Annotated in this window: 27 protein-coding genes and 1 pseudogene; 10 read left to right on the top strand and 18 right to left on the bottom strand. The window is 66.7% G+C overall.

The window, feature by feature from the left end; translation table 11 throughout:
• Positions 1–7: 7 nt before the first annotated feature.
• The gene (locus ON36_RS32310) at positions 8–655 is read left to right on the top strand and encodes a LuxR C-terminal-related transcriptional regulator (protein ID WP_043661918.1); all 648 of its coding nucleotides are present in this window, start codon (positions 8–10) and stop codon (positions 653–655) included.
• Between the two features lie 350 nt (positions 656–1,005).
• Positions 1,006–2,040, top strand: coding sequence for a hypothetical protein (locus ON36_RS35335; RefSeq protein WP_157225162.1), 1,035 nt, complete (start codon positions 1,006–1,008; stop codon positions 2,038–2,040).
• A 329-nt stretch (positions 2,041–2,369) separates the two neighbouring features.
• Here the strand turns inward: ON36_RS35335 and ON36_RS37020 are convergent, their stop codons facing one another.
• The 3 genes from ON36_RS37020 to ON36_RS32325 form a co-directional block, all read right to left on the bottom strand.
• Entirely contained in the window at positions 2,370–2,714 is a 345-nt protein-coding gene (locus tag ON36_RS37020) for a DUF6374 family protein (RefSeq protein WP_373281878.1), read from the bottom strand.
• 126 nt (positions 2,715–2,840) lie between these two features.
• The gene (locus ON36_RS32320) at positions 2,841–3,023 is read right to left on the bottom strand and encodes a hypothetical protein (RefSeq protein WP_043661843.1); all 183 of its coding nucleotides are present in this window, start codon (positions 3,021–3,023) and stop codon (positions 2,841–2,843) included.
• Positions 3,024–3,095: 72 nt separating this feature from the next.
• Entirely contained in the window at positions 3,096–3,557 is a 462-nt protein-coding gene (locus ON36_RS32325; protein WP_043661846.1) for a DUF3085 domain-containing protein, read from the bottom strand.
• 78 nt (positions 3,558–3,635) lie between these two features.
• Between ON36_RS32325 and ON36_RS32330 the strand changes: the two genes are divergently transcribed.
• Positions 3,636–3,932, top strand: a complete 297-nt coding sequence (locus ON36_RS32330) for a hypothetical protein (RefSeq protein WP_043661849.1) — start codon at positions 3,636–3,638, stop codon at positions 3,930–3,932.
• Positions 3,933–4,059: 127 nt separating this feature from the next.
• On the opposite strand, the gene ON36_RS33255 is transcribed toward ON36_RS32330, so the two are convergent.
• The 9 genes from ON36_RS33255 to ON36_RS32375 all read right to left on the bottom strand — a co-directional run bounded on the left by ON36_RS33255 (position 4,060) and on the right by ON36_RS32375 (position 10,878).
• Entirely contained in the window at positions 4,060–4,716 is a 657-nt protein-coding gene (locus ON36_RS33255; protein WP_052314630.1) for a hypothetical protein, read from the bottom strand.
• A gap of 283 nt (positions 4,717–4,999) precedes the next feature.
• The gene (locus ON36_RS32340) at positions 5,000–5,506 is read right to left on the bottom strand and encodes a hypothetical protein (RefSeq protein ID WP_043661852.1); all 507 of its coding nucleotides are present in this window, start codon (positions 5,504–5,506) and stop codon (positions 5,000–5,002) included.
• On the bottom strand, positions 5,503–5,841 hold the full coding sequence (locus tag ON36_RS32345; protein ID WP_157225163.1) for a hypothetical protein: 339 nt from the start codon (positions 5,839–5,841) through the stop codon (positions 5,503–5,505). The genes ON36_RS32340 and ON36_RS32345 overlap by 4 nt, the downstream gene beginning before the upstream one ends.
• Positions 5,842–5,984: 143 nt before the next feature.
• Positions 5,985–6,314 carry a hypothetical protein gene (locus ON36_RS32350; protein WP_043661859.1) on the bottom strand — a complete coding sequence of 110 codons (330 nt, stop codon included), beginning with the start codon at positions 6,312–6,314 and terminating at the stop codon, positions 5,985–5,987.
• 1 nt (position 6,315) lies between these two features.
• On the bottom strand, positions 6,316–7,080 hold the full coding sequence (locus ON36_RS34380; protein ID WP_043661862.1) for a class II glutamine amidotransferase domain-containing protein: 765 nt from the start codon (positions 7,078–7,080) through the stop codon (positions 6,316–6,318).
• Positions 7,068–8,333, bottom strand: a complete 1,266-nt coding sequence (locus ON36_RS32360) for a hypothetical protein (protein WP_174377630.1) — start codon at positions 8,331–8,333, stop codon at positions 7,068–7,070. The genes ON36_RS34380 and ON36_RS32360 overlap by 13 nt, the downstream gene beginning before the upstream one ends.
• Positions 8,334–8,436: 103 nt before the next feature.
• Positions 8,437–9,195 carry a class II glutamine amidotransferase domain-containing protein gene (locus tag ON36_RS32365; RefSeq protein WP_169334763.1) on the bottom strand — a complete coding sequence of 253 codons (759 nt, stop codon included), beginning with the start codon at positions 9,193–9,195 and terminating at the stop codon, positions 8,437–8,439.
• Positions 9,183–9,890, bottom strand: a complete 708-nt coding sequence (locus ON36_RS32370; RefSeq protein WP_245558297.1) for an amidoligase family protein — start codon at positions 9,888–9,890, stop codon at positions 9,183–9,185. The genes ON36_RS32365 and ON36_RS32370 overlap by 13 nt, the downstream gene beginning before the upstream one ends.
• A 598-nt stretch (positions 9,891–10,488) precedes the next feature.
• On the bottom strand, positions 10,489–10,878 hold the full coding sequence (locus ON36_RS32375; RefSeq protein ID WP_157225164.1) for a hypothetical protein: 390 nt from the start codon (positions 10,876–10,878) through the stop codon (positions 10,489–10,491).
• Between the two features lie 377 nt (positions 10,879–11,255).
• Between ON36_RS32375 and ON36_RS35340 the strand changes: the two genes are divergently transcribed.
• The gene (locus tag ON36_RS35340; RefSeq protein WP_157225165.1) at positions 11,256–11,657 is read left to right on the top strand and encodes a helix-turn-helix domain-containing protein; all 402 of its coding nucleotides are present in this window, start codon (positions 11,256–11,258) and stop codon (positions 11,655–11,657) included.
• Here ON36_RS35340 and ON36_RS32380 read toward each other — a convergent pair.
• On the bottom strand, positions 11,654–12,259 hold the full coding sequence (locus tag ON36_RS32380) for a hypothetical protein (protein ID WP_157225166.1): 606 nt from the start codon (positions 12,257–12,259) through the stop codon (positions 11,654–11,656). The two genes, ON36_RS35340 and ON36_RS32380, sit on opposite strands and share 4 nt — an antisense overlap.
• Positions 12,260–13,240: 981 nt before the next feature.
• On the bottom strand, positions 13,241–13,651 hold the full coding sequence (locus ON36_RS33260) for an ankyrin repeat domain-containing protein (protein ID WP_052314632.1): 411 nt from the start codon (positions 13,649–13,651) through the stop codon (positions 13,241–13,243).
• A 336-nt stretch (positions 13,652–13,987) separates the two neighbouring features.
• Here ON36_RS33260 and ON36_RS32390 point away from each other — a divergent pair, with 336 nt between their 5' ends.
• From ON36_RS32390 to ON36_RS35345, 3 genes are all read left to right on the top strand, one after another.
• A complete protein-coding gene (locus ON36_RS32390) occupies positions 13,988–14,491 on the top strand; it encodes a class I SAM-dependent methyltransferase (protein ID WP_218001279.1) in 504 nt (167 codons plus the stop codon).
• Positions 14,481–14,744: a hypothetical protein gene (locus tag ON36_RS35985; RefSeq protein WP_218001280.1), complete on the top strand. Its 264-nt coding sequence runs from the start codon at positions 14,481–14,483 to the stop codon at positions 14,742–14,744. The genes ON36_RS32390 and ON36_RS35985 overlap by 11 nt, the downstream gene beginning before the upstream one ends.
• 75 nt (positions 14,745–14,819) lie before the next feature.
• Positions 14,820–15,344 carry a hypothetical protein gene (locus ON36_RS35345; RefSeq protein WP_157225167.1) on the top strand — a complete coding sequence of 175 codons (525 nt, stop codon included), beginning with the start codon at positions 14,820–14,822 and terminating at the stop codon, positions 15,342–15,344.
• A gap of 343 nt (positions 15,345–15,687) precedes the next feature.
• Here ON36_RS35345 and ON36_RS32395 read toward each other — a convergent pair whose 3' ends face one another.
• A complete protein-coding gene (locus ON36_RS32395; protein ID WP_043661868.1) occupies positions 15,688–16,551 on the bottom strand; it encodes an NAD(P)-dependent oxidoreductase in 864 nt (287 codons plus the stop codon).
• A gap of 105 nt (positions 16,552–16,656) precedes the next feature.
• Here ON36_RS32395 and ON36_RS32400 point away from each other — a divergent pair, with 105 nt between their 5' ends.
• Positions 16,657–17,001, top strand: coding sequence for a winged helix-turn-helix transcriptional regulator (locus ON36_RS32400; protein ID WP_043661871.1), 345 nt, complete (start codon positions 16,657–16,659; stop codon positions 16,999–17,001).
• 899 nt (positions 17,002–17,900) lie between these two features.
• On the opposite strand, the gene ON36_RS32405 is transcribed toward ON36_RS32400, so the two are convergent.
• The 3 genes from ON36_RS32405 to ON36_RS32415 form a co-directional block, all read right to left on the bottom strand.
• A complete protein-coding gene (locus ON36_RS32405; RefSeq protein WP_043661873.1) occupies positions 17,901–18,338 on the bottom strand; it encodes a DUF2871 domain-containing protein in 438 nt (145 codons plus the stop codon).
• 48 nt (positions 18,339–18,386) lie between these two features.
• Complete coding sequence (locus ON36_RS32410) at positions 18,387–18,818, bottom strand: DUF4267 domain-containing protein (RefSeq protein WP_052314633.1); 432 nt, start codon at positions 18,816–18,818, stop codon at positions 18,387–18,389.
• Between the two features lie 129 nt (positions 18,819–18,947).
• Complete coding sequence (locus ON36_RS32415) at positions 18,948–20,297, bottom strand: zinc-binding dehydrogenase (protein WP_083885615.1); 1,350 nt, start codon at positions 20,295–20,297, stop codon at positions 18,948–18,950.
• 396 nt (positions 20,298–20,693) lie between these two features.
• Between ON36_RS32415 and ON36_RS32420 the strand changes: the two genes are divergently transcribed.
• The gene (locus ON36_RS32420) at positions 20,694–21,887 is read left to right on the top strand and encodes a Cmx/CmrA family chloramphenicol efflux MFS transporter (protein ID WP_043661876.1); all 1,194 of its coding nucleotides are present in this window, start codon (positions 20,694–20,696) and stop codon (positions 21,885–21,887) included.
• Between the two features lie 52 nt (positions 21,888–21,939).
• A pseudogene (locus tag ON36_RS37025) lies at positions 21,940–22,044 on the top strand (IS481 family transposase); the annotation flags it as partial.
• Positions 22,045–22,063: the final 19 nt, after the last annotated feature.

Here is a 22,063-nt window from a genome sequence, read left to right on the forward strand (position 1 = left end):
CAGCGGCATGCCGGTAGCGGTGGTCGACGACCATTCCGTCGTCCACGCCGGCATCGCCGGCTGGTGCGCCGACGCGGACCCACCGATCCGCGTCGCCGCCCGCTACCACAGCCCCGGCGAGATCCTGGCCGACCCCGACGCGAGGCCCGATACCCTCGCTGCGGTCGTGTTGGATCTACAGTTCGCAGAATCCAGCCCCGACCTGTCCTCCACAGCAGCACTGTGCGAGAAGGGTTTCCGGATAGTGGTCTTCTCCCAACACACCCGCAGCGACCTGATCCTTGACTGCCTCGATCTGGGCGTGGTCACCTACCTGTCCAAGCTCGAAGGCGAAGTCCACCTCGTCGCTGCACTCCAAGCCGCCGGCGCTGACCGCCCCTATCTCAGCCCGACGATGGCCCAGGCGATGAGCCAGGACGCCCGCCCGACCAGACCCACCCTGTCACCACGCGAACGGGAAGTCCTCCTCGCCTGGTTCCAAACCGAATCCAAAGCACTAGTCGGGAAACGGCTGTTCATCACCGCGGGAACCGTGAACACCCACCTCGAACGGATCCGCGCGAAGTATGCCCACGTCGGACGCCCCGCCCCAACCAAAGCCGCACTCGTCGCCCGAGCGATCCAAGACGGGCTCGTCGATCCCAACCAGCTGTAGATGTCCCCAGGGGCGCACGTTCTGCCGACCGCCCGGCCGACCGTGCGGTCGTCGTGGCGGCATGCCTTATCCCGTCTGCGAGGTGCTGCAGGCACGCACCCGCACGTCGCAGTGTTGGGCAACGACACTCACTACCGGCAGCGCTGTACCGACTCGCCTCGACGAACGCATGCCTGCTCGACCCCGGTAACACCGACCACCGACCTCCTCCGGAGGAGGACGACTACTGAATCGGCACCGAACTTGTCACACACCATGATTCGCGCTCTGCCGGATGCGCTGATCGGCATCGACGATGTCGGTTGATCATCGGACAGACAGGGGACACGACAAATGCGGACACTAGCGATATGACCGGACGAATAGTAGCCCTGCGCTGTGTTCTCCTGCTGCTTGTTTCCGCACTCGTGTCGTGTTCGGCACCGGACCTTGTGCGTGACGGACTTGGGATCAGCGCCGATTCCGGTTGCGTCGACGCACGTGGCCCGAACTCCACACTCGACGAGCTCGCTGACGCCATGATGTCGGCGACGTTCACCGATCCGACAACAGGAAGACGCACCAGCGTCGAAGAGCAAGCGCGAGAAATGGTCAACGCGTTCGAGACACTCACCGGCCCCATGGCATCGATCGATACCTCACCCGCAGTGGTCCGTGCCAAACTCATCAACGCCCTGTACTCGGCAGTGCCGGACGGCGGTGACGCCCGGTTCGCCGAAGCGGTATGCGAATACGACGCCTCGGTCTTCGCTCGGCTCGGCCTCATGTGGAACGACCCTCACCAGCTCACCCACACACCGCATTTGCTGCGCGCCAGCGGCCGCCTGGTCTGTGGCGAGGTCGATGACACTACCGCCGAGGCCTATCTTGAAGAGACAGACGAGCAGGCCGCCGCGGCCCAGGCCGATCCGCAAGTCTATGTCGCCGGGGAAATCACCAAGATCGAAGCCGTGTTGAATGATTGGACAGACGATCCTGACGAGACCGACACCGCCCGGCAGATCCGCGAAGGTCTGGAAGAATCGCTGAGGGTCCTTCGCGAACAGGATCCACATCAGGTCGCCGACGGCCTGAAAATGTTCCGGGACTTCAACTGGCTCGCCATCGAGCACCTGTGCCCATCCACGAGTGTGCTCGGCTTCGGAGAAGTTTGTGGGGAGGTCACCTCGCCACTGGGCCATAGACCGATGACCGTCCGCACGCATTCAGGCCCAATCGATTGTGAATCTGCGCTTGAGATCGTTCGAACCTTCACCACCGGCGAACGCTCGGCGATCGCGCCGTGGGTATGTGCGTACAACAACGACGGCAACACGACCGAAGTCGTCATGATCAACTGCCACAACGGGCTAGCACGGATCGTCGTGCCACGTAAGCCAGGCTGATCGGCACGGCCTGGCGACCGCACGCCTTGCACGGGTGTCGCGACGCGCTCGTGCTGCACCTGGCTGTGGCCGGCCTGTCCTGGGACACCATCTTCGCCCTGCGCCAACGCGACATCTCCCTGGCCGAGGACCGCGTCGTCATCGGCTCCCAGCCCGTCATAGAACTGCCCGGGACCGGCCTGACCATCACCTGCCCGGTCGCGGTGACTCGCCGGTCGGCCACCGTGCTGGCCCACCGCACCCCGCCCCACGGGCCACATCACTCTCGAACACCTGCTCACCGGGGCCGAGGACGAGCCGGTTACTGCCCTGCTGCCACCGTAGGCCGATCAGCCACTGCTGTGCGGCTTCGACGAGCGCGGGCTCGCCGAGGGCCTTGTCGATGAACTGGTGGTGCGGTCATCGGTCGCTGTCAGGGGCCGGACCGTGGTAGGGGTTCCTGCGGCTGCGCGGGCATTGGGTGAATCCTGAGCGGGCACGTAGTGGCCGCTGCGCGCAGCGATCAGCGCGGGTGTCGGTGGTCGCGTAGTCGCGCAGGGTGCGGTGAGCCGCGCGGCGAACTGATCGAGTTGCTCGGGTGAGAGGTTCGCGCAGGTGACGGCGGCGTGCAGGAGCTGGTGGCGCACGGTGGCCAGGGTTGCCGCAGGCGGGGCAGGTCGGGGCGTATCGGGCATGGGCGCACACTACTCGGAATCGAACTTATGTGCGACCATGTGGATGCTGGCATGTCGGCCCACTGTCGATGTCGGTCGTTGGCGGTGTGAACCCGTCTCGGCCGATATCGGCACGGCGGGGTGGCCTCAGTTGGGGGCCGGACGCAACCATTCGACCCGGGTGACCCAGGCGTAGGTGCCGGGCGTGTCTGCGACAGGCTGGACGCGCACCTGGCTGGGGTTGCCGTCGACGTCGATTTCGAGAATCTCGAGGTCGGTGGCGGTGGCCTCGCCGATCACGCGCACGCGATCGCCCACGGAATAGCTCATGACCGCAGGATATCGGTACGCCGGTACCGGAACGGCGAGGCTACCTCGGCTCGCCCCGTTCGGGTGACGGCTCTATGTCGTGGCCGGGTCCGGCTGGGAGTCGAAGCTGATCGACATGGTTCGGGCGGTGACGGTGATTGTCATTGTGGTGCCTCGGGGGGCGTGGTGGCGGATGAGTTCGATCAACGTCATCGGCGCCTCGGGGCTGCCGTAGTCGGCGGTGAGCGGGAGGTGTTCGGCGAAGTCGTCGCCGCCGACCGGGGTGCCGTCGAACCGGGCGCCGGAGTTTCCGTCGTAGCCGCGGGCGTAGGCGACCCGGGCTGGGCTACGCGGGTCGTCGGGGCGGGCGAGTTCGCGGGGGATGCCGTTGGACATCACGTAGGTGCCCTGGTCCTTGACCCAGACCAGGCTCGGCGGCACCGGGCTGGGTTTGTCGTCGTCCCAGTCCGGCCAGCTGTGTTCGGGGGCGGTCATGGCGTGCTCGGCTAGGGCGGCGACCTCACGCAGGTCGAAGACGAGTTCCATCGAATCCATGCATTGCTCCTGAGTTGGTGGTGGCGTCGGCGGGATCGGCCGGCGCTATAGTCGAATGTGTGTTCGAATGAGTGGCGGTTGATCTTGGAGGTCGACGGCGTCGTGGTGGCTGGCGATGGGCTGGTGTTCACCGGGTCGCGGTGGGTGAATCCGAGTCCGGTGTTCTGCCACCACGGGCACCGGTTCGCGCCGCAGAAGATGCTGGTGGGGTGGCGGTTCTGCCGGACCCTGCCCGGTGGCGGGCACCGCAGCTACTACTGCCGCGTCTGCGGTGATGAGGTCCTGATCCCCGAACCGGGTCCAGGCTGCGATCACCGCGACTTCGACGAACGTCCGACCGGAAACGGCGGCGCCCGCGAAACGGAGCAGGGCTGACTCCTCGGCCCGGCACTCCTCGCAGATCAGGACGCTGTTGTCGTTCTCGTGCCGACCATTCCTGGGGTCAGAGGGGCGCACCCGGCGGGTTGTCCACAGTGATATTCCACAGCTGTGGATCTTGTCGTCAGTCGGTGCCGGGCTGATCGAGTAGAACCCAGAGGCTGTGGGTGGCAACGAGCAGGCCCAGGACATCGAAGGGCAGTCGGTCTTCGGCGTCGGGGGCTGCGTCACGGACCTTGCGCAGCCTCCGGAACGGTGTGTCGCGCAGGGCGATTCCGGTGAGTTCGGGTGTGCGTGAGTCGGCGGGCACGGTGATGATCCGGTAGTCGTGCAGGTGGATCCACGCCTCATACCAGGCTTCGGTCGGTGCGCCTTGGCGTGGTGTGCTGGTCTCGGGTGGGGACTGCGGTGTCCAGAACTGGCAGTGGCAGTGCGGATCTCCACACACTGGAGGTGTGCCTGCACTGGTGGGGTTGAACCGGTCGGTCTTGCCGGAAAGCAGGACGCAGGCCTGGCGGGAGTAGTGCGCGCACTCGGGATGGCAGCCGGGTTCGACGGCCACGCCACGCTGATAGTCCGAGGACCGGATCATCACCACCGCGACCTCGTCGAGGCGCTGCCCGCAGATCTGGCAACGCCTCTCGTGCAGTACATGGCGCATGCGGGCGGCGTCGACCTGGCCCCAGACGGGGCGGGTGCGGTCGCGGTGGGTCACGGTGATGTAGGGGATGACCAGCCCGGCCGAGGTCGGCGCCCCGGCCAGGCGAGCCGGGATCGCCACCCGCTCACCGGGCGAGGGTCGGGATCGGGGACAGGGGTTTTCGGACATGGACGACTCGCATCTGCCGACGCTACTGGGGCAGCGGTGTCAGCGGTGAGGGGGTGGGCGACCAGGACCACGGTTGCGGTTCGGTCGGGCTGGAACGGTGTTTGCACGCGCAGGTGGATCAGCGTGACCAGCGATCCGACACCCGGGTCTCCCGCGGCCCAGGGCAGGTGCCGGTCGGGGTCGAGGGCGGGCATCTGGGCGCGGAGCCAGGCGTTGAGCTGGCGGGCGTCGCCGATCACGTGGGCGTGGTGACCCAGTCGGCGCCGGTGCTCAGGTTGAACCCGTAGACTCCCACCAACAGCGGCGGGTTGAAGGACGCGGCGACGACCGAGGCAGGCAGGACGGCTTCCTGTCCGGAGTAGGCCCACCAGCCTGCCGCGATCACCCAGGCGCCGCGACGCGCCTCGGCGGGCATCAGCCGCCAGCTGATCGCGTCGGCCGCTGCCCGGTACGGGTCGGGTTCCCAGGTCGAGAGGATGACCCCGCCACCGAGGTCGGTGACAGCCGGCTGGGCGTGCTCCACGCGGACCAACGCCATCGCCGGATGCACGCCCACCGCTCTCGGGCCGGGGGCGTTCGCGAAGGCGGCGAGGCGGATGCCAGGTCCGGGTGGGGTGGCGAAAGCGGCGTGCCAGCCGACGACCTGGACCTCGAACGGCGCGGGCACGGGGTGAACGCGGGCGGTGTAGCGATTCACCTCGGGCCGATCGTCCTCGGTGGCCAGACCGGTGCGGGTGCTCACTCAAGACCCTTCCCGGCCTCAGGGGAGGCGGAACTCGGGAGGCGGTGGCGCTGAACGGTTTCGATGAACCGCAGCGGCACGATCACCTGTTCGCCGTCGGGGGTGGTCAGGGTGGTGTAGCGCGGCTGCACCGCGGTGACCATGGCCGGGGCCAGCGAGTGCCCGCCGCGGGTACGGACGGTGACGGCGTCGCCGTCGCGGTGGGCGGCGGCGAGTTCGGCGGTCAGGCTCGCCGGGGTGGTCTCAGCACCGGAGGGTTGAGTCGCGGGTGCGAGCAGGGTGGTGACCGCGGCGCGCAACCGGCTACGCAGCGGAACGGTGAGGGACTGTGTCATGGGGAACCTCCAGAGCGCGGATGAATACGACGGACCCGGCGCAGCCGAGCCCGACAGGCGAAGGGGGTTTGCGATCTCGGCAGGCGCAGACGTGCCCACGCCTGGCGGGGCGTGGGCATCTTCTGGTGAGCCTGGTGTGGGGTTCAGTCGGTGGTGGGTTTGTGCAGGATGAGTTGGTTGCTGGTGGATCCGACGTGGCCGGTGCGTCCGTGGTAGTGGATGGCGCGTTCGTCGGTGTAGGGGATGCCGTTGCGGTGGGCCCAGGCGGCCATGGCGTCGAGGTTGTAGCTGGCGGAGCTGAAGTACTTCGCGCCCAGAGCGTTCCAGGTCTTGAAGCGGCCGAGTGCGTGCCGGGGAAGTCCGGCTGCGGTTTCGAGGTCGTGCCAGAGCTGTGGGGTGTGGACCCAGATCGTGAGGCTGCGCTCGATCTCGATGCCGGCTGCGGTGGTGGCTGTCGGTGTGTGGTCGTGCATGTCAGGCGGTTTCGAGGTCGGCGAGGTCGCTGTAGGGATCGGTCCCGGTTGTGGCGCAACGGCAGTGGGGGAAGGGCATGTCGCAGGCTCGGCAGTGTCCGCAGCTGGGGCAGTGGAGCTGGTCGGGTTCGGTGTAGTGGTAGCACTGCAGGCAGCAGCCGTCATCGTCGTCGAGGTCGCTGGTGGGCCACTGGTAGTAGCGGGCGTCCTGGAAGGACAGGTTGGAGTACCAGACGCCCGCGATCCAGTGGCCGCGGTGTTCGTTGAGCAGGTAGGCGGGCTGTTTGTAGGCGGGGTCGACGGTGAGGATGACGGCTTTGTCGGCGCCGAGCCAGGCCTGCATGCGGGTGTGTCCGGTCCAGGAGTCCAGCGGCCCGAACGGTTGGCGGGGCAGGAAGTCCTCGGCGGCGATGCGGGTATCCGAGCGTGGATCACCGTCGAGGGGGTGCACGTGGGAGGGCAGGATCCCGTTGTGCGCGAACACCGTGCGCTCGTCACCACCGAGGGGGAAGGGGTGGCAGTTGCTGGTGTCGTGGCGGCCGTGGGTGGCCAGCCGGGAATGGAACAAGGCGGGCCCGTCGGGGTGGTGGGTGCGGGTTTCGGCGAACTCGGTGATCACCGAGAGGGGGTCCATGCCGCGCCCGGTCAGGATCCGGTCGCCGGCGTGGATGGCCCAGCCGTGCCCGTCGGGGTTGACCAACGCACCACCGGCCAGGGCGTCGAGGTCGGGGCTGGTGTTGGGTGGGTAGAAGGTCAGGATGCACATGCCAGCTCCCGGTCGGCGTCGATGTCGGGGGTGAGGTGGTCGAAGGCACCGATGTCGGTGAGGGCGGCGAGTTCGGCGGTCAGCGGCGCGTACTCGGCGCGGTCGGCGACCCAGGCGGTGAACGCCTGCCAGGTCCAGCCGCCGCGGGTGGAGATGTCGGGAATGGTGAGGTGGCGGGTGTATTCGACGCTGGCGTGGGCGAAGGCGAACGCGGCCTGGACCTGCTGGCGGTAGAGCGAGGCACCGAAGATCCGCAGCTCGAAAGTCTGGCGCGGCAGGGTGTTGACCGCCTGATAGCGGCCGACACACTGATTGCCTCGTGCGGCGTGGCGGTGGTCGATGTGGTCGGCGGTGAACATCGCCCACTGCGACTCGCGTCGCGCCAGCACGGTGACGTGGTTGTCGTTGCGGTAGATCAGGCGCAGCCACCGGTAGATGTGGGCGGGGGAGTCGAAACCGGCGCGGGAGAGATGGATGTGGATCCCGACCTCGGAATCGGTGAAAGCGCCCAGCAGCCGCAGCCGCGGCAGCACACCCCACGGGAACTCGCTGATCGCGTAGTCATAGGACATGGGATGGGTGACCACTTCGAACCCGCACGACACCGACGCCTCGTCCTTGAGATAACCGAGGTCGCCGAGCGTGGCGGTGGCGGTGGCCACGGCGTCGTCGAAAGCGTCGGCGGGGACGTGGAGTTCGAGCTCAAGACCGAGGTGCAGGGGGCCGGTGCCGTGGAAGATCGGGTCGGGTTTGTAGTCGCTGTGCCACAGGCTCGCGTTCGGGTGGCGGCGTGCGCAGCTGTCGCAATATCGGTCGGTGGTGGCGATGAGGGTGTCGCAGTAGTCGTCGGCGCAGAACTGGTAGTCGCTGTCGGCGCAGGACTGGCACACGATCCGCTCGCCCTCGACGAGGTTGTAGTCCTCGACGCGGACCTCGCAGTCGGCGCACACGTTGTAAGTGCGGGAGCAGTCTTCGCACACGTCACCGCCGCCGGAGATCGCGGTGTAATACTCGGTGTAGCGGTGGCAGTCATCGCAGCGCGACCACCGCACCCGGCACCCAGCGCACCGGTAGGCGCCGTCAGCGCATTCAGCGGTCTCCCGCGCGGGCAGATCGCAGCCGAAGCACAAATCCAGCTCGGCCACACAGTCCTGACACAACCGCTCACGCTCAGCGGTATCGACGAGCACACCGAACGTGGGCCGGGACGAGCAATCCTGGCAGGCCGGGCGTTCCAGCACAGCAGTGGGCATGAAGAGTCCTTCCGGAAAATACGGAAAGCCCGCACCAGCCGTGGTCTGGTGCGGGCATTCGAGAGGTAGGGCGTTGGACGGGTCTAGGTGGGTCTCGAAGTGATCAGGTGCGAACCCGCGACCCGGTTGGCAGACAGCGAAGCGATGGGGGAGTGGATGCGCGGCGGCATGTGCACCAGCGCTCGGGGAAGGCGCAGGTGCGGCACCATCCACATCGGCGACAGAACCGGGTGGCCTTGGTGAGGTCGACGTCCTCGCAGTGGGCGCAGATGGTTCGCCAGTCGGTCCAGCGCTGCGCGGGTGGCAGGTAGCTGGCGTTGGAGTACCAGATCCCCGAGTCCCAACCGCCCAGGTGCTCGTTGAGCAGATACAGCCGCTTGGTGTAGGCGGGATCGATGGTCAAGATCGCCAACTTCGAGCGTCCCAGCCACGACTCCAGACCCCGGAATCCACGGTGGGTGTCGAGAGACCCGAAGGGCTGCTCGGGCAGGTAGTCCTCGGCGGCGATGCGGGTGTCCGAACGCCAGTCATATGCGCCGGGCCGCACACGTTTGGGCAGGGTGCCGTTGTGAGCGAGCACAGTACGCGGGTCGCCGCCGACGGGGAAGGGGTGGCAGTTGCCGAGGCCGATGATCCCGTGGGTGGCGTAGCGGGAATGAAACAGCGCCGGCCCTGACCGGTGCCGGGCGCGCAGTCGCAGGAACGAGTCGATGCTCTGCCCACCGTCCATGCCGTGACCGGTGATGATCCGGGTGCTCGCCACGATCGCGAAACCGTGCCCGTGCGGGTTGGCACACGCCCCGTACTGCAGCGCTACCGGGTCCGGGGCGATTCCGGCGGGGATCACCGTCAGCAGGCACAAACCAAGGCCTCCTCACCATCGGCCAGGGCCACCAGTTCCCGAGTCAGGGGCGCGTATTCCAGGCGCCGTCCCGCCCAGACGGTGAACTGGTGCCAGTCCCAGCCGCCGGCGTGGATGTCGGGCACGGTGAGCGCGGCGGTGTAGCGGACGGAGGCGTCGACGAAACCCAGCGCCGCCTGCACCGATTGGGAGTCGAGACTGGCGGCGAAGGTCCGCAGTTCCAGGGTGTGGCGGGGCTTGGTGTTGACCGCCTGCCGCCGATCCACACCGCTGGCGTGGCGGGGACCCTTCGCGAGATCCTTGGCCTGGGATCGGGTGTGGGCGTCGAAGACCGCGTAGCGGCTGGTTCGGCGCGAGAGCAGGGTGAGGTCGGACTGATTGCGGTAGAGGAACTTCATCCACCGGAACACATGCGCCGGGCCACCGAACCCGGCCCGGGAGGCGTGGACGTGCAACCCGACGCTGGCATCGGTGCCGCACCCCAGCTCGGCGAGCTGATCGAGCAGGCCCCAGGGGAACCGCTGCAGCGCGTACTGGTAGGTCATGGGATGGGTGACGATCTCGAACCCGAACGGTTGGATCGAGGAGTCCTGCTTGAGGTAGCCGAGCCCATCAAGGCCCTGGTAGGCGCGGGTGATGGCGCGGCGGCGATCGGTGTAGGGCACGATCACCTCGAGTTCCACTCCCAGGTGCAAACGCTCACCCGGGTCGCCGTGGAAGATCGGGTCAGGCCGATAGGAGTAGGGCCAGACCTTCGGCTCCTGCCCACACCGGTCGCACTCACCGTCGCTGATCAGTGGCCGCGCGCACCGGCGGCAGACACGCATCGTACCCAGACAGTCCAGACACACCCGGTATCCCTCGGCGACATACCTGCTGTCCGCAGTCGCACGAAGGCATTCGACGCAGGCGTCGTAGGTGTCCATGCACACCGGACAGACCACGCCGCCGGTGACGGTCGTGCGAGAGTCACACAGAGTCGGTGCCCGGCACGACTCACACGGACGGACACGGGACACACAGTCCGGGCACAGGCGAGCCAGGCCTGCGGTCGCGGTGAACTCCGCACCACGGACGTGGCAGTACTGGCAGTGCAACAGCGTCGGCAGACACTCCTCGCAGACGGCGGTGTGGCCGATCACCCGCAGCGGCTGGGGCCGCGAGGTCTGACAACGCGCACAGGTTTCGGGGAACGGCGGATCCTCAGGCACGGTCGGGTCGGGCATAAAGGTCCCTTTCAACGACAAGCGCCGCCCCGGGAATCCGGAGGCGGCGTGAAGGACAGCGAGCGGGTCAGTCGGGGTTGCGACGGCTCGGAGGTGAGCGGGCCGTGTGCTCGGCCAGATTGGTGATCCGGTAGGGCTGGTGCATTGGCTGCACGCGGTCAGTCGCCAAGGGTGTGGTCGGAGGCGGAGAGGACAGGTTCGCGGCGGCGCTGAGAATGCGGCTGACCGTCGAGCGGCTACCGCCCTCGCTCCGCGCGATCCTGGTGGCGTTCTCCCCCTCGACTCGATGACGGACCAGGATCTCGGTCACCACCATCGCGTCACGACGGCCCTGCAGATCACGACGACAGACCCGCTGCGCCAACACCGCGAGCTCCTCACGCGCCTGCTCGAGAGCAACAGGCGCTGCCGTGCGCACGCGCTTCCGCCCTTCGGCGCCGGAGGCTGCCGTGCGCACGGCATCACGAGACCAGTCGGGTGTGCGCACACTCTGTGACGGCGCCGTGGGCGTGCGCACGGCGCTTGCCCCTTCGGACGGCGTGCGCACAAGACTCGAGGGGGTGAAATGGTGCGCGTACGGTGTCCGGCCCTTCGGCCGGGATGCGCCACTGTTCAGAAGGCCAGCTGGCATCACGGACTGCCCTTCCCGGACGTGCGCCGCCGCGCCCCGCGCAAGGTTGGCGGTCGACTCCAGGTGTCGGTATGTGCAGGCACAATGGGTGGTGGGAGAAGCCGGCTGGGGCAAGGATTGCTATGCCTGGCAGGAGAACAGCCCCACAGTCGAGCGGGGGCAAGGACGCGGTGCGAGCGCGTATCGAGCGGGCACGTGCACGGATGGACCAGCGGCGGGCCGATCAGAAGATCCGCGACCGCCACATCAGCGCCGCGGTCAAACGATTCGCCGTCGCCTCCGCAGCCGAAGCTGCAAGCGAAGAAGCACGGAACCGACAAGTCAACGAACTGCAGCAAGCGATCCAGCAGGCGCACAAGACAGCTGCAGCAGAGCTCGCCGGCCTTCGGCTACGCCAGCGCGCAGCGCTCATCGAGATGAAAGATCAAGGTCAGACCGACGACGAGATCAGCGAACTACTCGGATTGCCCCTCCGACAAGTCCGCCAACTGCTCGCACTGACCCCACCAGCCAGCACCGCGACACCACCGGGCACAGCGCAGCAGTCCGAAACCGACGTGGGGCGGGTCGATCTGCGGCGGCGGGAACCGCGGGCTGGAGGCTAGAGCCGCGCGTAACCTCCAGCTGACCAGACAGTCCAGCGGAAGTTGGCCGGTGACACAGAAACTCGGGCCGCAACCGTCGGAGACGGAGGCGTAGGCCAGAACACGGATCCACAGCGGTGGCAGTAGAAGGCGCTGCGCCACAGACGGTCTGCCGCAGCCACGCCGGCGCGCACGGTGCGGTTGCGGCGCCGGGTGACACTGATCGACAGGATGATGATCATCGAGGGTACCGACAAAGCGCCGACGAAGAAGACTGCGGCGATCACCCGCCCGATGATCGGTTCCGGCCCATCCTCGCCGAGATCCAGTGCCGCGATCACTGTCACCAGTGCAGCTGGAATGAGCAGCACAATCGCCCAGAACGTTCGGCGCCCGGTGGACAGCAGTCCTGGGTCGCGGGCCAGGCTGCGGGCAAGGGCTGTGGTGCGGGTGTGAGTGGTTGCTGAGTTGGTGAGGACCGGGATGATGCTGTTGCCGGTGAACCCGACACCAGTGTGGGTGGAGTAGACCGTGCCGGTAGAGCTACCCCCCGAGCAGATCGCGGGCACGCTCTGGACCTGGTCGACGTGTCGGCAGCTCGGGCAGGTGAGATCGACGTCCATACAGCTCCCCCTCAGCTGGTGTGTGACATCCGGATGCAGGTAGGTCACAGGCTGCATCGATCAAACACCGCCGGGGGTGACTATGTCGAGCGCGCTTGAGGTTTCAGGATGCGGCCCAAGCTACGTCCGCGGACGTTGTGAGGAGCGGTGCTTCTCGGTCATCGAAGCAGCGTCGGGCTCCTTCTGGTTGCGGGCCGGCTGGATCGCACGTACCGGGACGGTGGCGGCATGGCCGCAGACGAGGCCGAGTTGTTGACCGAGAGAGGGGGACGCGGTTTCCCTGTGACTGTCGAGAGCGCTTGGCATCGAACTTAGCAAGAAGAGAACGCGTGATCGTGCTTGTCGGTTGACTCCGGTTGGCTGCGCACGCGGCCGTCGCCTGCCCCAACCTCCCCTGATGTGTGCTTCCAGGATTGCGGCGGATCGAGGGGCGGCACCATAGGGATCTCTGGTTGTTCAGGGAAGACGGAGCGAGAGGCACCGTGTCAGCCCGTGTGGAAAGTGGGCAAGTCTCCCTCCGGACACAACCGTTATACACACGGGTGGGCTTGCTTCGGCGAGCACCACCCGTGTTTTTTCGTTGTAGGTCAGTTTCAGGCCGAGTTGGCGGTAGACCTCGTGTTTGTCGTTCGGGTCTGCTCTGCGGAGCGCGGTGGTGAGTTCGCCGAGTGAGTCGATGAGTTGTCTGATCTCCTCGCGGGTCAGTTGCCTGCTGGGGAATTGGCGTTGCGCGTGTTCGGCTTGGCGGGCTCTGTCTTGTTCGGCGGCTGCGGTGGCCTCTGGGAATAGTTGGGGAGTCGGTCGCCGAGTTGAAGGGCGGTTCGTGTCAGTCGCAGGTCGCAGGCGGCCGGAGGCGTAGACGATGGCGGTGCTGGCGCCGTTGGCGACGGTTCCGGCGCCGATGATGGCGACGAGGGCGCCGCGGACGCTGATCGCCTTCGCTCGGATGTCGGCAATGGTTCTGTCGAACTGGGGTCGGTGTCACTGCAGGTCGGAGAACTCGGCGCGGATGGGGTCTTTGCCCCACTCGTTGACCTGTTCGAGAGTGCTCGTGGGGCCGAAGTAGGTTTGGATGGTGGCTTTGCGTGGGTCGGCGCCGTAGGCGCGCAGGGTGCGGATCGTGGCGACCGGGTCCCCGCCGGTGGCGGTGACGGCCCAGTAGATGGCGGGCATGCCTTTCTCGGTGACCGCGTCGATGTCGGCGCCGTGGTCGAGTAGGTATTTCACGTTGTCGGCGAGTCCCATGGATGCCGCGAAGTGCAGGGGGGTCCAGCCTTCGTTGTCGGTGACGTTGACGTCGGTGGTGGCGAGCTGAGCGGCGATGTCGGCGATGGTGCCTTCGAGCGCGGCGTAGTGCAGCGGGACTCGCCCCCATTCGTCGGTGGTTGTCACTTCTTCTATCCCCTTCTGCGTCTGCGGCTTCCCGTGGATAGCCACATCGACGAGTTGATACCGTGGCCTGAACAGCCCGCCGGCGCATCGACGACGATGTGCAGTCCCGCATCAGCCCGGCACACAGCGAGAACATCAAACTTCATCGGCGCGATCGAGGTCGACATCGACGCCGAACTCGCCCAGCTCGGACCGACTGGCTACCGGCCGCTACGTCTCTGCGGCACGCTCTTCTGGCCGTGCGGCTCCACGCATAGCGGCAGTTCCTCATCCAACCCTGCCACGCCGCTGGTCGTGCCGTCCAGGGCGGGCCAGTCCTGAACTAGAGTGCTCCGGATGCCCGATCCGCTGCATTTCGATACTCATGCCGAGGTCTACGACCGGGCCAGGCCCCCGTATCCGGCCGTGCTGTGGGCCGAGCTGCGGGATCTCGGACTATTGAGGCCAGGAATCCTGGCCATTGACCTCGGTGCCGGTAGTGGACTGGCCACCGGTCCGCTGCTCGAGGCGGGCGCGTCGGTCGATGCGGTCGAACCGGGCCCAGGCCTCGCAGAGCGCTTGCGTCAGCGTTGCCCGGCCGCAGTCGTGCATGTCGAGACGGCAGAGCAGATCGAGTTGTCGACCGGAGTCTATGACCTCGCGGTCGCGGCGACCGCTGTGCATTGGTTCGATCTCGGGGTGGTCGTCCCGAAACTGCATCGCGCGCTGCGACCCGGCGGCCATTTCGCCGTGTGGCGCAACGCCTTCGGCGACCCGAACGTCCCGGTCACGCCGTTTCGCGCGCGAGTCGATCAGATCGTGGCCCGTCGGACAGTTGCGGAACCGTCGCGTGCACGGTGAACTCGACACACGGGCGTGGGCGGATCTCCTGACCGCGAGCGGTCATTTCGCGACCACACATATTCGCCACTTCCGGTGGTCGATCGTCATGCGGACCGACCAGATCCATGACCTGTTCACCATATTCAGCGACTGGAGTCCGGCTGAAGTGGATGAGGCGGCTCAGGCTGTGGACGAGCTCGGCGGGCAGGTGAGCGAGCACTATGTCACGCCGCTGATTGTGCTGCGAAGCAACGAATCCGCCGACGCCTGAACATGGTTGCACTCGCTGCTGCCAAAGCCGCCTTCCCTACCAATCCTGACAATGACCGCTTACTAGGATTCAATGATGACACTCACCCCCGGGATCATAGATTTTCAGCTGTACCTTTTGAAAGCCATGGACCCGCCACAAGCTGTTGCCGCTGCTGCCCTGGCTGAGCTCGACCGTTCACCGGAGCAGATGATCGCCAGCTTCGAGAAAGTGCACCGGTCGACGTGGATACTCGAGGGTGGTTCGGCGGAAAATATTCTGCCGCTGGTCGAAGGGGTAGGCGTTCCTGTGCCCCCTTGCTTCAGTGCCGTCTATGAAATGGCTTTCGCGCTCCCTCTGTGGCCAGAACTTCTTCTTGCGGTAGCCTTCAACTCGGACAGTCGAGTATTTGACGCGGTTGAATTCGTCAGGGCGCCCGATAGCACTCAGGTTCCAGAGGTGAGGCCCTGGAGGCTACTTGAAAAAGAAGCCTACGAAGTCTTTGATCGAGTAGAGGAAGTCGAGTCCTGGGGAGATTACAGGATTCTTGCTGCCCGAAACGGTGAGCATGGCGAGGTCCATCGCTTGAGATTCGGGCGGGGGCTTTTTTGCAAGACGTAAGGATTCTCTGACCGTGCTGCCCAATCTGTGGGTGGTTCTCTGGCCGGGATCCGGTCGTGGGTGACTACGTCTGTATAGGGTGCGCAGCGACCCCCGCATGCGATGGCGTCGTCGACCTCGGCGTCCGGCGTCATGACCAGTCGGTCCAGTCCGGTGCCCATGAACCGCTGCCACGGCAGGTTGGGTATTTCGGGCGGTGGGGTGGACAGGTCGCCGAACAGCGCGGTTGCCAGCGGATTGCATGCCAGCACATCGGATTTGGCGGAGACATCGGAATGATCTCCTCGGGTCTGGTCCGTCACGCTGTCCGTGTGTCCCGATCCGTGTCGGCGCGGAGGTCCTGTCAGTCGCGTAGAAGGTCGACGACGCCGGTGGTCGACTCGTTCCCGCCGCCCTCGGCAACTCGGCGCTCCATCAGTTTCATGAAGGGCTCGAGAAGCTCTGGGCTGACGCCCTGTTCCAGGGCGGTACGTCGTAGCGTGTCGTTTGTCGTCGCCATCATCGCCAGGTTCGACTCCACGTCCTTCGTGTAGTCCCCGCTCGCCAGCTGCGCGGCGGTGCCGTAGGCGTACCCGGCCATCGCCTGCTGGTAGGCCACCATGAGGGGCGCGAATTCGATGGGGGAGATGTCCTCGATCCCGATGAGGGCGAATGCGTGTGCGGCGCCGGCGAACATGCCCCACATCGCGCTGAGGAGGGCGATGTCGTAGAGGGCCGCAAATCCGGCGTCCGTGCCGACGTAGTTCACTCCGGCGGGTACCGCCAAGGTCTCGGCATGGGTCCCGTGCAGCTGTGCTGAACCGCTGTAGAAGACGTACGCACCACTGTCGGCGGCGCCGATCATGGAGGGGACAGCCATGATTCCGCCGTCGAGGAAGCTACCGCCGCGCGCGGTGATCCATTCGGCGAGCGCACGCGCCTCGGCGGGTGTGCTCGTGGTCAGGTTGACGATGTCGCGGCCGGTCAGATCGACGTCGTCCAGGGTCTCGCGCACCGACGCGTCGTCGAGGAGGCACACCACGACGAGTGTGTTCGCGGTGACGGCGTCAGCGACGGTTGCGGCGACCGCCGCGCCTTCCGGGGCCGGCCTGGAACTGCGGTTCCACACGGTGACTGTGTATCCCGCCGCGAGCCACGAACGGGTGAGGGCCGAGCCCATGTCCCCGAGACCGAGGACGGTGAGCGCGTGATCTTTGTTGTCGGACATGCGGTTTAGTGTTGGCGCGATACCCGGGCCCAACAAGTACGCACAGTGAAGTGGGTACGCACTCCCGGGATAGCGCACAGGTAGAGGGAAGGAGCCACCGTGCCGATGACACGCAGGCCGGGCGCGTACCGATGCGGACTCGACGCCACCATGTCGGTGCTCAACGGCAAGTGGAAGATGATGATCCTCTGGCCGCTGAGCGAACGCCCCCACCGCTTCGGCGAGTTGCGCCGCGCGGTGGACGGCGTCACCGAGAAGGTTCTCACCACGCAATTACGCGAGCTGGAGGCCGACGGGATCGTCCATCGGAAGGTGTACAACGAGGTGCCGCCCCGGGTCGAATACTCCCTGACACCGCTGGGCGAGCTTCTCAACAGCGCGCTGCTTCCCTTGGAGGCCTGGGGGCGGGAGCACCTCATGGGTGAAAATGTCGTCCGGGCCGGTTTCTGAGCCGGTTCAGCCATACAAGCCCTCAACCGAGTTGAGGGCTTCGGTCCGCCGAATTCCGGTGGAACACGCGGCGCCACCGTCACGAGATCGGAAGACGGCTGCGGCTGACGCAGTGCAGCTTTGACACCTTCGACGAGGGTAGCCACGTTGTCGATGCCGACCCGCGGGTGGTGCGGCTGGTGGCCGTGCGCGGCGGGCGCCTGGTCGGGTTTCTGTCGGGCAACCCCCGCACCGGCCCCGATCGTGCTTGTCGGCGTGCTGGAAGAACGCGCGGGGGTCGGCACCGCGCTGGTCGAGGAGTTCCTGCGCCGGGCCCCGCGCCAGTTGGGCGGGCGAGGCGACGGTGATGCTCGACGTCCAACCCACGGGCCGGTGGGTAGGCGGGTGCTCTTCGCAGGCTTACTGGTTCGTCTCCTGCTGCAGGGCAGGCGCTCTGTATTTCAACCGCCGACTCCGCTGAACCCGCCAGGGCGGGCCACCGGCAGGCGGGTACCGGTCAGTGCGGGCGCCATCACCTCTCGTTGGCGTCCGCGCGTCCCCAGCGGTCTCCTGATGGTCGAGGTGTCGATCGGTGCTGCGGGTGTCCGCACCGATCGACAGCCACGGGGTCACGCGGTCCTGGCCGAACTCGGGCACGGCGGGGTATCGCGGGCCGGCGACCGGGGCACGATCTCGATCCGGGTCGCATCAGCCGCGACACCGAGCTGTTGAGCTCACGCCGTCGAGCACGGCCCGCTCCTTCTCCGCAGCCAGAGCCGGGGCGCTCGCTCGGCGACTTCAGGGGTGGTCTGAGCTTGTGCGGCGAACCGCCCGCCTGAGTCGAACGGGCGGCGGTGTGGCTTTGCCAAGCGCTGGCGTTCCGATGTCGTTGGGGCGGCCGGTGTTGGGGTGGACTTGGACTACCGGAGTTCGGGAGCCGAGAGGGGCTCGTCGCGGCGGGCATTGATGGCCTGGTGAAGAGTGAGGAAGAAGAGCACGAATCCGATTGTCAGCAGGATGTGGCCGCCGCCTGCCAGATGTGAGAGCGGCTTGGATTCGCTGTGCCCGAGCACGGTCCGGGTGCCGATGATCGTCATGCAGGACACGACCCACAGGAGGCCGGCGTTGTAGAGGGCGAAGAACCAGTGATACGCGCGGGTCTTGGAGAGCGCGAGTTGATGTTCGAGGACCAGGACGATCAGGAAGAACAGCATTCCCAAGGCCAGCAGGTGAGTGTGGACCACGGCGAGTTCGGTCTTGCCGGTGAACTGGTGGGCCTTGGTGAGTTCGCGGTAGAGCACGCCCGAGGGCAGTCCCATTGCTGTGTAGCCGGCGGTGGCCCAGTAGAGCTGTTTCATCGAGTCCTCGTCTGTGAAACAAGTTGTGATCGTTGGGATTCGAAACCGTCACGCGGTTTGCGCGGAGCGCTCGGTGTGGAGCTCGTGGGTCGCGCCGGTCGTGCTTGTTTCGCGGAGGAGCAGTACGCCGGTGATCGCGATCAGTGCGGAGGTCAGGCCGTGGACGCTCAATGCGACGGCCGCGGACCCGTGGTGTGCCAGGACGTTGATCATGTCGCCCAACGGGGCAACGGCGGTCATCAGCAGGATCCAGCCCAGAGCGTGGCGTTGGCCGGTGACCAGCAGGATGCCCGAGCCCAGGCCCATCGCGAGTTCGCGGCAGCCCTTCACGATCAGAAAGCCGTCGCCGTCGTCAGGCCAGGTCGGGAGGCCGAAGCCCGGCGCCGAGGTGGTGGGGGTCAGGATGAAACAGTAGGCGAGGTAGAAGGTGAACAAGACAGTGGCGGTGGCCAGAACCGTGGTCAGGTTCTTGCGCGACATGGGTGATCTCCTGTGACGTTCAAGTGGCGAGGTGTTCTCGGCCGGGCACTCAGGCCGCCGAGGGGCACTGCCCGGCCGCGCGCTGGGACGAGTCGGCCGGGCATCGATCTTCGAGCTACCGATCGGCGGTCACTGCGACATCACGTCGCCGTGTCCCAACTCGAGGGTGGGGTGGAAGATCATCGGTCGCGCGGTGAGGTCGACCTCGTTGTGGATGCGCAGAGTCAACTCTCGCCATTGCACGGTGCCGAGGGCTTTGCGGAGGGCGGTGCTGCTGTCCCAGTCTCCGATGTTGACGAATATCGCCTCGGCACCCTCGGCGGCCGCCTGGAACATCCGGGTTCGGCGGAAACCGGAGGCGGCCGCCATGTACTGGGCGCTCTCGCGCCAGCGCTGCAGGAACAACTCTCGCTGCGCCGCGGGTACCGACATTGTGTTGATCACGGTGACCGGGCCGTCGGTGTCCGGGACGACCGGGTTGCTCGAGGACGACACGATGTTGCCCTCCAGGTGGTCGTGTCGAACCGCGTGCCCGTGGGGTGCTGTGGTTCGGCCGCTCAGGGGATCGAGCACGTAGCGACCACGCGTCCCCCCTTCGGCCATCGCCCGGTGGGCTGCGCTGGCCTCGGTCAAGGGCAGGACCGCGTGCACGCGGGTGGGCAGCCGTCCGGATGCGGCGTGGGTCAGGAGTTGTGCCAAGCGCCGGCCGTTGGATCGAACCATGAGGATGTTGACGGTGATTCCGCGCTCGGCCGGGGGCGTCCGGTTCGGGCGGACGCCGACGAAGGACCCGCCGTCGCGGACCGGGTTCAATCCCCACGCTTGCTGTGATGTGGTGTCGACGACGGCATCCCAGCCCGGTTCGGCTTCGGTGCAGAAGTCGGCGCCGAGACCGCGCACGAATGGCTCGTCCTCGGGGCGGGCCAGTCCGGTCACCTGCCAGCCGCGGTCCGCTGCGAGCACGACCACATTCGCGCCGATCGCACCAGCCGCGCCTGCCACGAGCAATCGGTTGCCGTCGGCGGGTGCGTCGCCGAGCAGATCGACGATCTGTGCCGCGCTCAAGGCGCTGAGCGGCACCGTCGATGCGGCTACCAGGTCGAGTTCGTCGGGCACCACGGCGAGGTCGGCGGCGGGCACGACGAGTTGCTCTGCGTAGGTGCCGAAGTCACGATCGAAGCCGAGGATGACACCGGCCACCCGCGTCCCGACGCTTACGTCCACGCCTGGGCCGGCGGCGAGAACGGTGCCGGCGAAGTCCCAGCCCAGCCCCGTATGGGAGGGCTGGTTGATCATTCCCATCTGGTGGAAGAACCCACTGGTGACGCCGAGATCGGTGGGATTGACGGGCGCGGCCGCAACCGCGACCCGGACTTCACCGGGGCGGGGCTCGACGACGGGTACGTCGATGATCTCGATCGAGTCGGGCCCCCTCGGGGCACGGACGACCGCGGCCCGGAAAGTGCTGGGGTTGTTCATATGTCGCTCCTGTGTCAGTTCGGCTCTGATGGGTTCGACACTGCTCCGCGAGCTTTGGAAGGAACTTGGAGCGGCCTTGGAGCACTGCGAAACGTCGTGGGCCGTAGATCCAGGTGGTGCGGGTCATGACGTTGAAGTCGTTGCCGGTGATGCGTGTTGATAGGGTGGCGAGGTGAGTTCTCCGGAGGCATCCAGACGGTAGCCGCTCGGCCTGTGGGCTGGGCGGCGTTGTGAGTGTGGTTCCCCGCCGGTCGTTGAGCGACCGGTGCGGTGTGGGTCTCGCAGCGCCGGACGATGTCGGTTTCTTTGCTGTCGGGCACTGGTTCGCCTGATTCAGCAACCCATCTCGGGCGCCGGGAATGACTGCGGTGCCCAGTATCCGGGGAGTTTCCTCTTATGCCCATTGTGGTGTTTGTGCTGGCTGCTGCGGTTTTCGCGCAGGGCACATCCGAGTTCATGGTGTCGGGATTGCTCGAGCAGATCGCGGTGGATGTCGGGGTGTCGCTTGGTTCCTCTGGTTGGCTGACCTCGCTGTTCGCGGCTGGCATGGTGGTGGGGGCGCCGGTGATGGTGATGGCGGCGGGCCGGTTGCCCGTCAGGAATTCGGTCACGGTGTTGCTGGGATTGTTCTGTCTCGCGCACGTCGCCGCGGCCGCGACGACCGGGTTCTCGATGCTGTTGGTGACCCGGGTTGTCGCGGCGCTGGCCAATGCCGGGTTCTTGGCGATCGTGCTGGCCACGTTGCCGAGACTGGTAGTACCGGCGATGCTCGGTCGCGCGAGCACGGTAGTGGTGTCCGGTGTCACGGTGGCCTGCGTCGCCGGCGTCCCCGCAGGGACGCTGCTGGGGCAGTATTGGGGGTGGCGTGCGGCGTTCTGGGCCGTCGCCGCTGTCAGCGCAGCATTGCTCGTCCCGGTGTGGGTGATGCTCGGTGATGATGTGCGCGACGGTCTACTGCCGACCCGGCAGGAACCGACGATGCTGCGCGAATGGCTGGTGCTGCGCCAGGGTCCGGTGGTCGGCGCCGTCGTCGCCGGGATCCTGGTGAACGCCGCAACCTTCGCCGCATTCATCTATTTCGGCGCCATTACGGCCAACACCGCGGGGAGCGGCCGGTGGGTCCCAGTAGTACTGGCCCTCTTCGGTGTCGGCTCATTTCTCGGCGTGACTGTCACCGGTCGCTACAGCGATCGCTACCAGCGGCGGATCATCCTGGCTGGAACTGGCGTACTCGCCGGAATATGGGTGCTGGTCGCTGTGACCGCGCACGCGCTGATCGGATTGTTGGTCATGTCGGTGGTCTCGGGAGCGGTGGCGTTCGGCGTTGGTTCGACGCTGATCGCGACGATCGTGCAGACCGCTACCGCGCTCGCTCCGCGGATCTGTGGTGCGTTGGCGACCACGGCCGTCAACATCGGTGCCGTTCTCGGCCCCGTCACCGCAGGCTTGGTGGTCGACCGCATCGATCGCGCCACAGCGGCACTGTGGTGTAGCGCCGCCTTTACCACCACGGCGGTGGGTGTCGTGGGAGTCGTCATGCGTCGGCGCGGCACAAGGCCGGTCGAGCAGGTGCGTGCCGGGGCCCGCTGACGCACCGTTGTCGGTGAAAGGCCGGTGACCATCGAACCGGCGGTGGCGGGCCCGTCCCGTCGCTCACGTCGCCGCCGAGATGGGGATCTCGCGTCAGTGTGCGAGTGGGCAGGCCAACCGGTTTCCTCAGAACGGTGAACGCAGGTCGCTCGACCGGTATCGACAACGCGTCGCCG

Origin of the sequence: Nocardia thailandica NBRC 100428, assembly GCF_000308795.1 — a bacterium.
Lineage (GTDB): Bacteria > Actinomycetota > Actinomycetes > Mycobacteriales > Mycobacteriaceae > Nocardia > Nocardia thailandica.

Coding starts and splice junctions, on each gene's coding strand:
- ON36_RS32350 (WP_043661859.1), bottom strand. CDS start 6,314: ATGCACGACCACACACCGACAGCCACCACCGCAGCCGGCATCGAGATC.
- ON36_RS32320 (WP_043661843.1), bottom strand. CDS start 3,023: ATGAGCTATTCCGTGGGCGATCGCGTGCGCGTGATCGGCGAGGCCACC.
- ON36_RS32390 (WP_218001279.1), top strand. CDS start 13,988: ATGCCCGATCCGCTGCATTTCGATACTCATGCCGAGGTCTACGACCGG.
- ON36_RS32415 (WP_083885615.1), bottom strand. CDS start 20,297: ATGAACAACCCCAGCACTTTCCGGGCCGCGGTCGTCCGTGCCCCGAGG.
- ON36_RS35345 (WP_157225167.1), top strand. CDS start 14,820: ATGACACTCACCCCCGGGATCATAGATTTTCAGCTGTACCTTTTGAAA.
- ON36_RS34380 (WP_043661862.1), bottom strand. CDS start 7,080: ATGTGCATCCTGACCTTCTACCCACCCAACACCAGCCCCGACCTCGAC.
- ON36_RS32380 (WP_157225166.1), bottom strand. CDS start 12,259: ATGGACGTCGATCTCACCTGCCCGAGCTGCCGACACGTCGACCAGGTC.
- ON36_RS32400 (WP_043661871.1), top strand. CDS start 16,657: ATGACACGCAGGCCGGGCGCGTACCGATGCGGACTCGACGCCACCATG.
- ON36_RS32325 (WP_043661846.1), bottom strand. CDS start 3,557: ATGGATTCGATGGAACTCGTCTTCGACCTGCGTGAGGTCGCCGCCCTA.
- ON36_RS32395 (WP_043661868.1), bottom strand. CDS start 16,551: ATGTCCGACAACAAAGATCACGCGCTCACCGTCCTCGGTCTCGGGGAC.
- ON36_RS32410 (WP_052314633.1), bottom strand. CDS start 18,818: ATGTCGCGCAAGAACCTGACCACGGTTCTGGCCACCGCCACTGTCTTG.
- ON36_RS35335 (WP_157225162.1), top strand. CDS start 1,006: ATGACCGGACGAATAGTAGCCCTGCGCTGTGTTCTCCTGCTGCTTGTT.
- ON36_RS35340 (WP_157225165.1), top strand. CDS start 11,256: ATGGACCAGCGGCGGGCCGATCAGAAGATCCGCGACCGCCACATCAGC.
- ON36_RS32420 (WP_043661876.1), top strand. CDS start 20,694: ATGCCCATTGTGGTGTTTGTGCTGGCTGCTGCGGTTTTCGCGCAGGGC.
- ON36_RS32310 (WP_043661918.1), top strand. CDS start 8: ATGCCGGTAGCGGTGGTCGACGACCATTCCGTCGTCCACGCCGGCATC.
- ON36_RS32360 (WP_174377630.1), bottom strand. CDS start 8,333: ATGCCCACTGCTGTGCTGGAACGCCCGGCCTGCCAGGATTGCTCGTCC.
- ON36_RS32405 (WP_043661873.1), bottom strand. CDS start 18,338: ATGAAACAGCTCTACTGGGCCACCGCCGGCTACACAGCAATGGGACTG.
- ON36_RS32345 (WP_157225163.1), bottom strand. CDS start 5,841: ATGACACAGTCCCTCACCGTTCCGCTGCGTAGCCGGTTGCGCGCCGCG.
- ON36_RS37020 (WP_373281878.1), bottom strand. CDS start 2,714: ATGCCCGATACGCCCCGACCTGCCCCGCCTGCGGCAACCCTGGCCACC.